The organism is Parvibaculum sp., from assembly GCF_039680535.1.
In the GTDB taxonomy this organism is placed as follows: Bacteria; Pseudomonadota; Alphaproteobacteria; order Parvibaculales; family Parvibaculaceae; genus Parvibaculum.
Genome location: NZ_JBDKSS010000025.1, coordinates 122,186 through 135,661 on the forward strand (window position 1 = coordinate 122,186; position 13,476 = coordinate 135,661).

Consider the following 13,476-nt stretch of genomic DNA (forward strand, 5'->3'; position numbering starts at 1 on the left):
CTTTTCTGCCTGCATCCAAGCATGAGGCCTTCGTCCGGCCAAGCGAGGGCGCGAGGAGGCGATTTTCCGCGCTTGTGCTATATTGGCACGTATTTCGGCCGGGCGGGGGGCGCCCGGTCTTAAAACTGGGGGATTTTCGACAATGTTCGGATCGCTGCCGCTGATGGCGCTCGTGGTCATCGCCTATAACGTCGTCGTGTTCATCACCGGTTTCACGCTGGAGACCGAGGTGTTCTCCATCGCGCTGATCTCGGGCGCCATCTGGACCGTCAATGTTGGCGACATCATTCTCGTTCTCGGTCTCTTGCTTCTGTTCATCGAGATCATCAACGCGACGCGGACGGGCACGCTCACCATCGTCAACCACGCGCTGTCGATGCTGGTGCTGCTGATCGCGGTGGTGGAATTCATCGTGCTGCCGCAGTTCGGCACATCGGACTTCTTCCTGATCGTAATGCTGACGCTGCTCGACGTGATCGCGGGATTCACCGTGACCATTACATCGGCGCGGCGCGACTTCTCGGTCAACGAGTAGTCAAAACTCATCCGCCTCTTCTTCCTCGGCTTCGAGGAGAAGCTCATAGGCAGCCTGCAGACGCCCCGTCATGCGGTGAGGCGGAAGCTCGTGTGTCTCGATGCGCGAGAGCGGCACGAGGCCCATCAGGCTGTTGGTGAGGAAGATGCCATCCGCGCGGGCAAGCCGCTGCGGCATGATCATGTCCTCGACGACCTCGATGCCGAGGCGGGTCGCGAGTTCGATCACCGCCGCCCGCGTTACGCCCGGCAGGATGCCGCAATCTTCCGCGGGCGTGGCGAGCCTGCCCCCCTCCCAGAGAAAGACATTGGCGACGCTGGCGCAGGAGAGATAGCCCGACGTGTCGAGCATGAGCGCCTCGTCGGCGCCGCGCGCGCGCGCCTCCTCGCGGGCGAGCACATTGTCGAGATAGGGCGCGGCCTTGAGACGCGAGACGGGCGAAAGCGCGTTGCGGCGCGGCGTCGCCACGATGGCGGTCAGCGACGTCGCGGGCGGCGGGCTTTCCACCGCGGTAATGACCAATGTTGGTTGCGGGCTCTCTGGCGGCAACAGCCCGCGCGGTCCCGGCCCGCGCGACAGCGTGATGCGGAGCGCCACGCGCGGCGCCTCGTTCAGTCCGTTCGCGTCGAGCAGCATCTCGCAGGCGACCGCGAGCAGGCCTGTCGACATGGGCATCGGTATGCCTAGAATATTCGCACCTGCCGCCAGCCGCACGACATGGGCATCGAGAAAGGCGATACGGCCGCGCCTCGCCAGCAAGGTTTCGAAGAGCGCGTCACCGAGAAGGAAGCCGCGGTCGCGAATGTCGATCCGCGCGTCGCTTTCGTCGAGAAGTTCGCCGTTGAGCCAGACAATCATGCGCGTCTCCTGGCCGCCGCTTCTGCATTCAGGAAATTCGAAAGCAGCAGATGGCCATGTTCGGTGAGCACGGACTCGGGGTGGAACTGTACGCCGTAGATCGGCGCCTGCGCGTGTGCGAGCGCCATCAGCGTTCCATCGTCGCAATGCGCGGTGGCGCGGAGGGGCCCATTTTCGGAAAGATCCGCCACCAGCGAGTGATAGCGCGCAGCGACGAACGGGTTCGGAAGGTTGCGAAAGATGCCTGTGCCACCGTGATGGATCTCTGCGGGCTTGCCGTGTACGGGGAAAGCGCGGCGCACCGTGCCGCCGAATGCCGTGGCGATGCATTGATGGCCGAGGCAGACGCCGAGCAGCGGCACGCGGGCGGAGGCGGCCGCGCGGGCCAGCGCCACGGAGATGCCCGCCTCGTCGGGGCCGCATGGGCCGGGCGACAGAATGATCGCTTCCGGTTCGCGGGCGAGCGCATCCTCGACCGTGATATCGTCATTGCGCACGACCTCGCGCGCAAAGCCCAGTTCACCGACATAACGGGCGAGGTTGTGAACGAAGCTGTCGTAGTTGTCGATGAGGAGGATCATGCCTCGACCTCCGCAGGCTCCGCCGCGATTTCGACTCCGAGGGCGCGTGCCATGCCGCGCGCCTTGGTCAGTGTTTCCTCGTATTCGGTTGCGGGGATGCTATCCGCCGTGATGCCGCCGCCCGCCTGGAACGTGACGCGGTCTCCTTTCACCACCATGGTGCGAATGGCAATGGACGTATCCATCGCGCCGTCGAAGCCGAGATATCCGATCGCGCCGCAATAAGGTCCGCGCATTGTCGGTTCGAGTTCGTCGATGATCTCCATTGCGCGCAGCTTTGGCGCGCCGGTGATGGAGCCGCCGGGGAAGCAGGCGGCAAGCAGATCGACATGGGCTTTGTCCGCGCGAAGTTTTCCCCGCACCGTCGAGACGAGGTGATGCACCTGTGCGAAGCTTTCCAGCGCGCAGAGCTTCTCGACGCTCACGCTGCCATCCTCGCAGACGCGGCTTATGTCGTTGCGAAGGAGATCGACGATCATCACGTTTTCGGCGCGATCCTTCTCGGACGAGAGAAGCTCGGCGGCGCGTTCGGCGTCTTCCTCAACGGTTGCCCCGCGCGGGCGCGTTCCCTTGATCGGTTTGGTTTCGACCTTGCCGTTGCGGGTCAGGAGAAAGCGCTCGGGCGATGATGAGACGATCGCGCCTTCGCCGAAGTTGAAGAAGGAAGCGAAGGGCGCCGGGCTTTCGTCGCGCAGGCGCAGGTAGAGCTCGTATGGTGTGTCGCCCTTGGCGAGGCTCGTCTCGAAACGCTGCGAGAGGTTTGCCTGAAAGATATCGCCCGCATGGATGTAGTCGACGACCTTCGCGACGGCGCGTTCATATGCGTCGCGTGTGAAGTTCGATCGGAGCGCCAGAACCTTTCGTGCGGACCGTGCCGTCCGCAACCTCGCCTCTGAGACGCGCAGCCGTAGCGCGCCTGCGCGTTCGGCGTTCGGCGCGACGATCCATGCGCGCCTTTCCGCATGATCGAAGGCGAGGACGGTGTCGTAGAGGCCGAGAGCCATGTCGGGAAGGTGTTGATCGTCTGCGGCGCGAGACATCGCGCGCTGACGCTCGAGCGTGCGGCCGAGCCCATAGCCGAAATAGCCTGCGGCACCGCCGGAGAAGGGCGGCAGGCCCGGGCTCGACGGCGCGGCAAGCGCGGCCATCCGTTCCTTGAGCAGCGTGAAGGGCGCTTCTTCGCCCCCCTCGCGCCAGACCATGGTTTCGAAAGGGTCGAGCGCTATGAAGCTCCAGCGCCCATGCAGCGCCGGGTCGCGGCCCGGCGCCGCCGTTGCGCTGTCGAGCAACAGGGCGAAAGCCTCGTCGGCGAACGCATGAAACAGCTCATGCGGCGCGGCCCATGGAAATTCTTCGATATGCATGTCGGACAAAGGCGCCGGACCTCGCTTGAAGCAAGACCAACCGGAAGCCCAGTCTAGCCCCCTCACTCGTATGTGGCGAGAACATAGGCTGCAATGGCCAGGCGTTCATCCTCTTTCAACCGGGCGAAGGAGGGCATGTTTGCCGGTGGCGTCGCCAGCAGCCGGGAAAGGTCGTCCCGACCGTAACGGGCGCCGATGTCCTTCAAGGGGGCTGCCGGTCTCTCGCCGCCATGGCAGGCCGCGCAGCCCGTGGTTTCGAAGAGAGCTTCTCCCCGCAGCACCTCGCTGGCGGTTGCCGTTTCACCGGCATTTTCGGGCGCTTCTTCGGCCTTGGGTTGTGCTGCTGCGGGAGGCGCGGGAGCGGCGGGTTCGGCGGGGACGGGAGCCGCGTTGCCATAGCTCACGCGGTAGATGGCGCCTGCGTAATCGTCCGACACGTAGATCGCGCCGTCGGGGCCCTCCGTGGTGTCGACGGGGCGGCCGAGCACTTCCCCATCCTTCAGAAAGCCGGTCATGAAGGGTGCGGCTGTAATGTCGCCACTCGCTCCCCAATGGACCGACATGATCTGGTAGCCCTGTTTTTCCGCCCGGTTCCATGAGCCGTGTAGCGTCACCAAGGCGGCGTTCTGAAGGCCGGGCACCGGACCATGGACGAACTTGATCGAGAGAGGCGCCATATGCGCGGGGAAGCCATAGGCAGGGGGCACGGCGCCCGCGATGCGTGGATCCGGCGTCTGGCCGAAGTCGGGATCGGCCACGTTGTTCCCATAGCGGAAGGGCCAGCCGTAGAACCTGCCCTGTTCGATGAGATTCAGGTCTTCCGGTGGAAGGTCGTCGCCCAGAAGGTCGCGTCCATTGTCGACGCCCCACATGCGTCCCTGCGCATCCCAGTCGAAGCCGACCGTGTTGCGAAGGCCTTCGGCATAGATTTCAACCACCTTGTCGTCCGGGCGGAAGCGCAGGATGGCCGCGCGGCGGTTGTCCTTTTCGATGCAGACATTGCAGGACGATCCGACGCTCACATACATCCAGCCATCGGGCCCCATGCGCAGCGTGCGCGACCAATGGTTCCCGTCCGCGGGGAGGCCGGTGATCATGCGCTCGATGGCGCCGGTGAGCTTGCCCGTCGCTTCGTCGAAGGGCACGCGCAGGATCGCATCCGTTTCGGCGACATAGAGATAGCCCCCATGAAGCTCGATGCCATGCGGCCGGTTGAGGCCGGTGAGCAGCGCGCGGATCGGCCCGCCGCGCCCCGTCTTCCTGGTGTCGCGGCCGATCAGGGCGATCTCGCCCTTGCGTGGGATCGACACCAGAAGGTCGCCGCCGCTCGTCCAGCGCATGATGCGCGGCTGTCCGAGCCCGACCGCATAACGGTTCACCTGAAAGCCTTCGGGCAGTTGCAGTCTTTCGCGCAGCGTCCTGTCCGGCGCCGCGTCCGTGCCCCAGTTGAGAAGATCGTTGGGCATCGGCGCGTTGATGGTCCAGGCCGCCGGCCAGAACTGGTATGCGGTTGCGGCGGGCAGGCCGATCAGGATGAGAAGACTGAAGAATACTTTTCGCAGCATCCGGGTCCCCCTTGTTCCCACGCGCCTTGAGGTCTCACGTGCCCTATCGCTGTTCCGGCGCGGCTCCGTTGCCCGCGGGTCTGGCCTCGATGCGCATGGGCGTCTTTGCGCCCATTGTTACGTCCTGCTGCCCGGCAAGAAAATCGAGGATGAGGCCAGTCACCAGAGGCGCCCGCGAAAACGCGATATTGTGCCCAAGGCCGGGATAGGAATGAAGCCGGGCACGCGGCATCAGCGCCATCAGCTTCTGCGAGGCGCTGAAGGGCACGGTTTCGTCCGCTTCACCCCAGATGACCAGGACAGGCCGCTCCGACCGCCCGGCTTCGGCGTAATCCACCTGCGCGCTGTCGAGCGGATAATGACGGATCGTCGACACCAGCGCATCGCCATAGCCGCGATAATCCATCTGACGGTCGAAATCGGCGAGGAAACGAACCGGGTCCGGCGCGGCCTGAGCGTCCTTGGCGGCGATGTCATGGAAAATTCGTAGGCCGAACATCCGCGCGATCCACTCGCCGATGACCGGACGGGCCAGAACGCCCTCCTTGAGCTTCGGTGCGATGCCGAGCCCCGCAGGCGCGATCAGCGTCAGCGAGCGGACGCGCTCGGGGTGCCTCGCCGCGAAGATGACGGCCGCCGCGCCGCCCATCGAATAGCCGACGAAATGCGCGGGCGCGGTGAGACCGAGCTTGTCCGTCAGGTTGAGGATCAGGCGGTCGGTGAGGTTGGCGTCGTACTCGACGGCTGGCCGGTCGGAGAGGCCGCGCCCGTAATTGTCGAAGGCGAGGACACGGTAGCCCGCATCGGTCAGCGGTTTCACATAGTCGTCGAAGACAAAGGACGGGAGCGAAAATCCGTGGACAAGGACGACAAGCGGCCCGTTCGACGGGCCCTCGAGCCGGTAATGCACGGTGCCGTCGGGCAGGTCCATGAAGGCATGGGCGAGGCCCTGCTTCCGCAGAGCGGCGCGTGAGTCGGCGTCGAGCACGGGTTTGGCGCGGCCCGCAGCCCAATAGAACACCAGCAGAATCAGGAAGATCGCAGCCACGGTCGCGGCCACGCCTTTGAGGATCGCCATTCTTTTTTGTCTCCGCCTCTACCGCGACGTAGCGGCAGGCTAGGCATTCTAGAGAGTCCTGCCTGCCGCCACAAATGCGGACAGGTCATGTTCGTCTTCGGGCCTTGCAGGGGCCTCGGAGTGAAGGCTTGATGCAGACCAGCAAGAGGAAACGCGCTGGCGATCTGATCCGGCGCCCGAATCGAAACGGGAAGGACACTATGACAAACGCATTCAAGGACAAGGTGCTTGCAGGCAAGGTCGCCTTCGTGGCGGGCGCTTCGAGCGGCATCAATCTCGGCATTGCGCAGCATTTCGCGCGGGCGGGCGCCAAGGTTGCCATCATAAGCCGCAGCCATGACAAGATTACGGCGGCCGCGAAGACGATGACCGACGAAGGCTTCGACGCCATCGGCATGGCCGCCGACGTGCGCGATTTCGAGTCGGTCGACAAGGCGCTCAAGGCGACGCATGACAGGTTCGGCAAGATCGATATCGTGATTTCGGGCGCGGCCGGCAACTTCGTCGCCCCGGCGCTGGGCATGTCGTCCAACGGTTTCAAGACGGTCGTCGACATCGACCTGATCGGCACGTTCCACGTGCTGCGCGCTTCATTCCAGTATCTGAACCGTCCGGGCGCGTCGCTCATCTCGATCACGGCGCCGCAGGCGATCAACCCGTCGATGTTCCAGGCCCATGTCTGCGCCGCCAAGGCAGGCATCAACATGCTGACGAAATGCCTCGCGATGGAGTGGGGTCCTGCAGGCGTGCGCGTCAATGCGATTTCGCCCGGACCGATCGCCGACACGGAAGGCATGGTCCGTCTCGCGCCGACGCCGGAAGCCGAAGCGCATGTGAAGGCGCGCCTCGCGCTTCGCGACTACGGCACCAAGACCGACATCGCCGACATGGCGCTCTTCCTGTCGACCGACAATGCCAAATACATCACCGGCACGATCATCGACGTCGATGGCGGAACGAAGCTCGGCGATGCGGGCGCGAACGCGCTGGCTGCGTTCAGCTGATCGTCTGAAGCGATTTTGGTCGGCGCCCTTGCGAGGCTCTTGCCCTCCCGCTCCATGAGGCTAGGCTTGCCTCATAAAAACCATGGGGAGGAGAGGACATGTATGCGAGGGCGCCGATACCGACATCCGAATTCGAATGTCTGCGCTACGAGGTTCGCGATCACATCGCGGTGATCACGATCAACCGGCCCGAGCGCCGCAACGCGCTCAACCGCCGCGCCTATGACGAAGTCGAATGCGGCTTCCGCGCGGCTGCCGCCGATCCCGAAGTACGCTGCGTTGTCATCACCGGCGTCGATCCGGCCTTCTGCTCCGGCGAAGACGTGAAGGAGATGATGACCGGCGCGCAGCATGACGCAAGCGTCGCGAGCCTGACGCGCATAAGGCCGGAGCCGACGCCTGCCGCCGTTGCGGCGCTCGAATGCGACAGGCCGGTGATCGCCGCGGTCAATGGCTCGGCGGTCGGCTGGGGCATGGAGCTCTCCCTTTTCGCCGACATACGCATTGCCTCCGAACAGGCGAAGTTCGGCGAACTCTTCATCAAGCGCGGGCTCATCTCCGATGTGGGCGGGCTCTGGCGCCTGCCGGCCATTGTCGGCCCCGCGAAGGCGGCGGAACTGCTCTTTACCGGCGATATCATCGACGCGCAGGAGGCCCTGCGCATCGGCCTCGTGACCGAGGTGACGCCACATGCGCAATTGATGGAGCGGGCCATGGCGATGGCGGACCGCATCGCCGTCAATCCGCCGCTTGCCCTTCGCTACATGAAGGAGGGACTGCGCCGGACCGCCTATGGCGATTTACGCGAGATCGGAAGCTGGGTCAGCGGTACGCTGGGCCGCCTCTTCCAGACAGAGGACCATCGCGAGGGCGTTGCAAGCTTCATCGAAAAGCGGCCGCCCGTGTTCAAGGGACGTTGAGGACCTATGGCTCTTTTCTTCGATCAGGAATGGTTCGACGCGAAGCTGAAGGCGAAGGACCGGACGCGGGACGATGTCGCCGCCGCGCTCCGGCTTTCGCGCGAGCAGGTCGACGAGGTCTTCAAGGACCAGCGTGAACTCTCGCCCAACCATGTGACCATGCTGGCGCGCCTCATCGAGGAGCCCATTACCGAAGTCGTTTCCCGCGCCGGCATCGCCACGCCTGCGCCCGCGCCCAAGGCGCCGGGCGACAGCGCGGCGGTGCTCGCCAAGCTCGACGAGATGGAGCAACGCCTTGTCCGCATGGAACGGGCGATAGCGGACCTGCAGTCGCTTATCCTCGCGACGCGTCCGCTCGGTTGAGAAAGGCCTCAGAGCTTCCGGTCCACCGTCCGCAAGCGGAGCGTTTCAGCCAGAAGGTCGGGCAGCATGTCCGCCGTGATATAGGCGCTGGTCGCGCGCCGACGTTTGCGGTCCTTGCGTTGCGGCGAGCGAGCCCAGGGAAAACTCTGATCGACATATTGGGCGAGGAAAGCCGCGACAGGGCGGAAGCTCTGCGGTGCGCGTGTGCCGGACATGGAGGCTCGCGACGGCGCAGCCGGCGCTTCGACGCCCTGCTGTGACTGAGCGCGCGACGCCTCCTTCGTTCCCGTTGAACGCGACTGCGCCGATGTGCCGATGCGCCTGACTTCCATGTCTTCGTTTGTTCCGCTCGCGTGTCGCCCGATGCGGCAAGTGAGCAAGAAGTCTGCCACGACGTGATGCGGCGTCGTTAACCAGGTTTGTTAAAACTTTAGTCGCCACGTCGCTTGGCGGAATCTTAAGACCTCGGCGCGAAACTGCAACCTGCTCAACGGATCGCCCAGAAGGGCGCGATGGCACCGGAACGCCGGATCATTCGAGCAGGTGAGGCCAAGACGTGGATAGTGATACCTTCAGGGCGGGGCAGAAGCCTGAAAAGCTGCTGGCGCGGCGTTCTGCCGACGTCGTCAGCGCGGTCGGCGATGTCTCCTATCGCTGGTCCATCAAGGAAGACCTGATCGAATGGGGCGAGGGCGCGGAACCGCTCCTCGGCGTGACCAACCCCGAATGCGTGAAGACAGGCCGGGCCTTTGGTGCGCGGTCATTGTCCCAAAAAGGCGCGAGCCGTTATGAAACGGTGATGTATTCGCGCGAGAGCGACAATGGCGGCGGCGTCCGTTACGAGATCGAATATCAGCTTGTCGACGATTATGGCGGCAAGCGCTGGGTCGAGGATCGCGGCCGCTGGTTCGCCGATGCGGACGGAAATCCGGAAATCGCGGTGGGCGTTCTTCGTGCCATCGATCAGCGCAGGGTGCGCGACGACCAGCTCGTCCGCCTGTCGACTTTCGACGAACTTACGGGCCTGCTCAATCGCGTTCGCCTGAAGGGTGAACTTTCCGACGTCCTGACGCAGGCGCGGACGCCCTCGGCGTTTCTCCTGCTTGCCGTCGACAATCTCGCGCGGATCAACGAGTCCTATGGCTTCGATGTCGGTGACGAAGTCATTGTCGGCGTTGCAGAACGGCTCGGAGGAATGTCCCGCCGGGCCGATGCGCTGGGCCGATATTCCGGCAACAAGTTCGGCGTGGTGCTTCGAAATTGCACCCACGACCGCCTGGGAGACGTTGCGGAGCGACTGCTCGGGTCGGTGCGCGATCAGGCCATACAGACATCGCGCGGGCCCGTCGCGATCACCATGTCGGCCGGCTGCATATCGCTTCCCTTTCACGCGCAAACGGTCGAAGCGGCGCTTGCACATGCCGAAGAAGCGCTCATGTCCGCCAAGCAGATGCATCGCGACAGCTATGTCGTCTATGCGCCGTCGCGCGAGCGGGAGAAAATGAGGCAGCGCAATATCCATCTCGCGGATGAACTGATCTCCGCGCTGAATGACCGCCGAATTCGACTTGCCTACCAGCCGATCTTTTCGTCGCGCTCGGGTGAGCCGGAATTCTACGAATGCCTGATCCGTCTCGTGCATGAAGATGGGAGGATCATCGCCGCGGGCAGCTTCATCCCGATTGCGGAGAAGCTCGGTCTCATCGGGCTCCTTGACTATCGTGTGATGGAGCTTGCCATTGAAACATTGCGCGCGCGGCCTGATGTGAAGCTCGCGCTCAATGTGTCGGGCGGCACGACGAGCGACCGCATGTGGCTTGACGCGCTGGTGGCGCAGTTGCGCTCGGACCCGGGGCTTGCGACACGCCTCACCGTGGAGATCACGGAGACGGTCGCCATTCATGACATGGCGGAAGCGGCAGGCTTCATTTCGCAGCTTCGCGATCTCGGCTGCCAGATTGCCATCGACGATTTCGGCGCCGGCTATACGTCGTTCCGCAACCTGCGCGCACTCGACGTCGATCTGGTCAAGATCGACGGCTCGTTTGTCCAGAACCTCATCGAGAACCGGGACAACCAGTTCTTCGTGAGGACGCTGGTCGAGCTTGCGCATAACTTCAATCTGCCCATCGTTGCCGAGTGGGTCAGCAATGAAGACGAGGTTGCGATGTTGCGCGATCTCGGCGTCGAGTATCTGCAGGGCTTCTATCTGGGCGAGCCCTCGCTCGACCTGCCCGAAGCGGAGGCGCAATCCGCCGCGCTGGGTTGATCCTGCCCGATCCGGTGGCGGCGCTATTTCTTGACGAGCGACTCGAGCTGCGCCTGCATGGCGGCCATCTGCCGCTTCAGTTCCTCGATCTCGCGTTCTCTCGGATTCGGCTCCGCTTCGCTTCCGGCGGCTTCCGGGGCGTGCTCATCTTCGGGGCGCGACGATTTCGTGCGCGGTGCGAAGGGCGAGAACATGCGCATGGCGCTGTCGAACATCGCGAAGTTCTGGCGGATCTGGTCTTCGAACTGGCCGAGGCGCGGATTGCCGGTGAAAGCGCTGGTGATCTTCGAACGAAGCTTTTCCTGCTCGCGCGAGAAGGCGTCCATGCTCAGTTCGAGATATGAGGGGATGAAGCCCTGAAGACTGTCGCCGTAGAAGCGGATGATCTGGCGCAGGAACTTGATCGGCAGGAGGTTCTGGCCGCTCTTGCCTTCTTCTTCGAAGATGATCTGCGCGAGAACGGAGCGCGTGATGTCTTCGTTCGTCTTCGCATCATGCACGACGAAATCCTGACCCTTCTTCACCATCTCGCAGAGATGATCGAGGGTCACGTAGCTCGACGTCGCGGTGTTGTAGAGACGCCGGTTCGCATATTTCTTGATGACAATGATGTCACCTTCCGTGGAGGCGGTTTTCTTTGCCACGGTTTGTGTCTCTCCACTGAAAGCAGCTCGCGCCGAGCGTGAGCCGCGCGATCGAGAACATCATGCTGCCGCCGTTTTCGGCGGTGGTGCTCCCGGTCCCCCTATTATTAGGGTTCATTCTGACGCGGTATTGTTGCAACGCGCAAGTCCCTACGTTGCATTGCACAGAAATCCGTTTACCGGGCCTCCCTGCTCGGGCATTCTTCGCAAATCTCCCGCAAGGCTCCCGTGTTGTGTAGGCGGGGCCGAAACCTCTGAGGAACGCCATGAGCAAATCCGACACCGGTGTAGTCATCGTTGGCGCGGCTCGCACGCCCGTCGGTTCATTCAATGGCGCTCTGTCGAGCCTGCCTGCGCATGAGCTTGGCCGCATTGCCATCGGCGCGGCGCTGGAGCGCGCGGGCGTCGACAAGTCGCAAGTTTCCGAAGTCATCATGGGGCAGATCCTGCAGGCGGGTCAGGGGCAGAACCCGGCGCGTCAGGCCTCGATCAATGCGGGGCTTCCCGTCGAAGTGCCTGCATGGGCCATCAACCAGCTTTGCGGCTCCGGGCTCCGCGCCGTCGCGCTCGGCTACCAGGCGATCGTCAATGGCGACAGCGAGGTCGTGGTTGCGGGCGGCCAGGAGAGCATGAGCCAGGCGCAGCATGCGGCCTATCTGCGTTCGGGCCAGAAGATGGGCGACATTCAGTTCGTGGATACGATGCTCAAGGACGGGCTGTGGGACGCGTTCCACGGCTACCACATGGGGCAGACGGCCGAGAATGTTGCCGCCCGCTGGCAGATCACGCGCGAGGAGCAGGATGCTTTCGCGGTTGCCTCACAGAACAAGGCCGAGGCCGCGCAGAAATCCGGCCGCTTCAAGGACGAGATCGTTCCTGTCACGATCAAGACACGCAAGGGCGATACGGTCGTCGCTGATGACGAATATATCAAGCCGGGCACGACGCTCGAAGGCATCAAGGGCCTGAAGCCGGCCTTCCAGAAGGAAGGCGGCACGGTGACGGCGGCCAATGCCAGCGGCATCAACGACGGCGCGGCGGCTCTTGTGCTGATGAGCGAAGAGCGCGCGAAGAAGGAAGGCCGCAAGGTTCTGGCGAAGATCGTTTCCTGGGCGCAGGCCGGCGTCGAGCCCGCCCTGATGGGTTCGGGTCCGATCCCTGCCGCGCGCGCCGCGCTCAAGAAGGCGGGCTGGTCGGTCTCCGATCTCGATCTCGTCGAGGCGAACGAGGCTTTTGCGGCGCAGGCGCTCGCGGTCAACAAGGATCTCGGCTGGGATGTGTCGAAGGTGAACGTCAATGGCGGCGCGATCGCTCTCGGACACCCGATCGGCGCATCCGGCGCGCGCGTTCTCGTGACGCTGCTTCACGAGATGGAAAAGCGCGACGCGAAGAAGGGTCTTGCGACGCTCTGCATCGGCGGCGGCATGGGCATCGCCCTCTGCGTCGAGCGTGCCTGAACGTAATTTGCGGCAATAATCCGTAAGCGGAGTTGCCGCAGGGTGGAGATGGGTCGTGAGCTGCGACGGGGGTCGCGGGCGTCACGGGTAGCGAGGAAGAGGTTTCGAATATATGGCGAGAGTTGCAATTGTGACTGGCGGCACGCGTGGCATCGGCCATGCGATTTCGGTTGAACTGAAGGCGGCGGGTTACACGGTTGCCGCCAATTACGCCGGTAACGACGCTGCGGCGGAGGCCTTCTCGAAAGAGACGGGCATCAAGACTTACAAGTGGGATGTCGGCGACTACGACGCCTGCGTGAAGGGTCTGGCCCAGGTCGAGACAGAACTCGGACCCATCGATGTGGTCGTCAACAATGCGGGCATCACGCGCGATGCGACGCTTCACAAGATGACGCCGCAGCAGTGGCGCGATGTCATGCGCGTCGATCTCGATTCGATGTTCAACATGTGCCAGCCGCTCATCGAGGGCATGCGCGAGCGCGGTTACGGGCGCATCATCAACATCTCGTCCATCAACGGCCAGAAGGGCCAGATGGGCCAGACGAATTATTCGGCGGCCAAGGCGGGCGTCATCGGCTTCACCAAGGCGCTGGCGCAGGAAGTCGCGAAGAAGGGCATCACCGTCAATGTGATCGCGCCGGGCTATATCGACACCGAGATGGTCGCCGCCGTGCCGCCCAAGGTGCTCGAAAGCATCATCGCGACGATCCCGGTCGGACGTCTCGGCAAGGCGGAAGAGATCGCGCATTGCGTCGTCTTCCTTGCCGACGAGAAGGCCGCCTTCATCACCGGCGCGACCTTCACCGCCAATGGCGCGCAGTATATCGCGGGCTGA

General features: G+C 63.7%; 14 protein-coding genes. 7 read left to right on the top strand and 7 right to left on the bottom strand.

The window, feature by feature from the left end:
• Positions 1-142: 142 nt before the first annotated feature.
• Positions 143-535, top strand: coding sequence for a hypothetical protein (locus tag ABFC66_RS15895; protein WP_346741948.1), 393 nt, complete (start codon positions 143-145; stop codon positions 533-535).
• Here ABFC66_RS15895 and ABFC66_RS15900 read toward each other — a convergent pair whose 3' ends face one another.
• The 5 genes from ABFC66_RS15900 to ABFC66_RS15920 form a co-directional block, all read right to left on the bottom strand.
• The gene (locus ABFC66_RS15900; RefSeq protein WP_346741949.1) at positions 536-1,393 is read right to left on the bottom strand and encodes an aminotransferase class IV; all 858 of its coding nucleotides are present in this window, start codon (positions 1,391-1,393) and stop codon (positions 536-538) included. It lies immediately after the preceding gene.
• Positions 1,390-1,974, bottom strand: coding sequence for an aminodeoxychorismate/anthranilate synthase component II (locus ABFC66_RS15905; RefSeq protein ID WP_346741950.1), 585 nt, complete (start codon positions 1,972-1,974; stop codon positions 1,390-1,392). Before ABFC66_RS15905 ends, ABFC66_RS15900 begins: the two co-directional genes overlap by 4 nt.
• Entirely contained in the window at positions 1,971-3,338 is a 1,368-nt protein-coding gene (gene pabB, locus ABFC66_RS15910; RefSeq protein WP_346741951.1) for an aminodeoxychorismate synthase component I, read from the bottom strand. Before pabB ends, ABFC66_RS15905 begins: the two co-directional genes overlap by 4 nt.
• A gap of 62 nt (positions 3,339-3,400) precedes the next feature.
• Positions 3,401-4,903: a PQQ-dependent sugar dehydrogenase gene (locus ABFC66_RS15915; RefSeq protein ID WP_346741952.1), complete on the bottom strand. Its 1,503-nt coding sequence runs from the start codon at positions 4,901-4,903 to the stop codon at positions 3,401-3,403.
• A 43-nt stretch (positions 4,904-4,946) separates the two neighbouring features.
• The gene (locus tag ABFC66_RS15920; RefSeq protein WP_346741953.1) at positions 4,947-5,981 is read right to left on the bottom strand and encodes an alpha/beta fold hydrolase; all 1,035 of its coding nucleotides are present in this window, start codon (positions 5,979-5,981) and stop codon (positions 4,947-4,949) included.
• A gap of 200 nt (positions 5,982-6,181) precedes the next feature.
• Between ABFC66_RS15920 and ABFC66_RS15925 the strand changes: the two genes are divergently transcribed.
• The 3 genes from ABFC66_RS15925 (at position 6,182) to ABFC66_RS15935 (ending at position 8,268) form a co-directional block, all read left to right on the top strand.
• A complete protein-coding gene (locus tag ABFC66_RS15925; protein WP_346741954.1) occupies positions 6,182-6,985 on the top strand; it encodes an SDR family oxidoreductase in 804 nt (267 codons plus the stop codon).
• Positions 6,986-7,083: 98 nt separating this feature from the next.
• Entirely contained in the window at positions 7,084-7,905 is an 822-nt protein-coding gene (locus ABFC66_RS15930) for an enoyl-CoA hydratase-related protein (protein ID WP_346741955.1), read from the top strand.
• A gap of 6 nt (positions 7,906-7,911) precedes the next feature.
• Positions 7,912-8,268, top strand: a complete 357-nt coding sequence (locus tag ABFC66_RS15935; protein ID WP_346741956.1) for a hypothetical protein — start codon at positions 7,912-7,914, stop codon at positions 8,266-8,268.
• 8 nt (positions 8,269-8,276) lie between these two features.
• Here ABFC66_RS15935 and ABFC66_RS15940 read toward each other — a convergent pair whose 3' ends face one another.
• Complete coding sequence (locus tag ABFC66_RS15940) at positions 8,277-8,600, bottom strand: hypothetical protein (protein WP_346741957.1); 324 nt, start codon at positions 8,598-8,600, stop codon at positions 8,277-8,279.
• A gap of 224 nt (positions 8,601-8,824) precedes the next feature.
• Here ABFC66_RS15940 and ABFC66_RS15945 point away from each other — a divergent pair, with 224 nt between their 5' ends.
• Positions 8,825-10,537: an EAL domain-containing protein gene (locus ABFC66_RS15945; protein ID WP_346741958.1), complete on the top strand. Its 1,713-nt coding sequence runs from the start codon at positions 8,825-8,827 to the stop codon at positions 10,535-10,537.
• Positions 10,538-10,560: 23 nt separating this feature from the next.
• On the opposite strand, the gene phaR is transcribed toward ABFC66_RS15945, so the two are convergent.
• A complete protein-coding gene (gene phaR, locus ABFC66_RS15950) occupies positions 10,561-11,181 on the bottom strand; it encodes a polyhydroxyalkanoate synthesis repressor PhaR (protein ID WP_346741959.1) in 621 nt (206 codons plus the stop codon).
• A 266-nt stretch (positions 11,182-11,447) separates the two neighbouring features.
• Here phaR and ABFC66_RS15955 point away from each other — a divergent pair, with 266 nt between their 5' ends.
• Together ABFC66_RS15955 and phbB are read left to right on the top strand one after the other, a co-directional pair.
• Positions 11,448-12,638 (top strand): acetyl-CoA C-acetyltransferase, encoded by a 1,191-nt coding sequence (locus tag ABFC66_RS15955; protein ID WP_346741960.1) that lies wholly within the window; start codon positions 11,448-11,450, stop codon positions 12,636-12,638.
• Positions 12,639-12,750: 112 nt separating this feature from the next.
• Positions 12,751-13,476, top strand: a complete 726-nt coding sequence (gene phbB, locus ABFC66_RS15960; protein ID WP_346741961.1) for an acetoacetyl-CoA reductase — start codon at positions 12,751-12,753, stop codon at positions 13,474-13,476.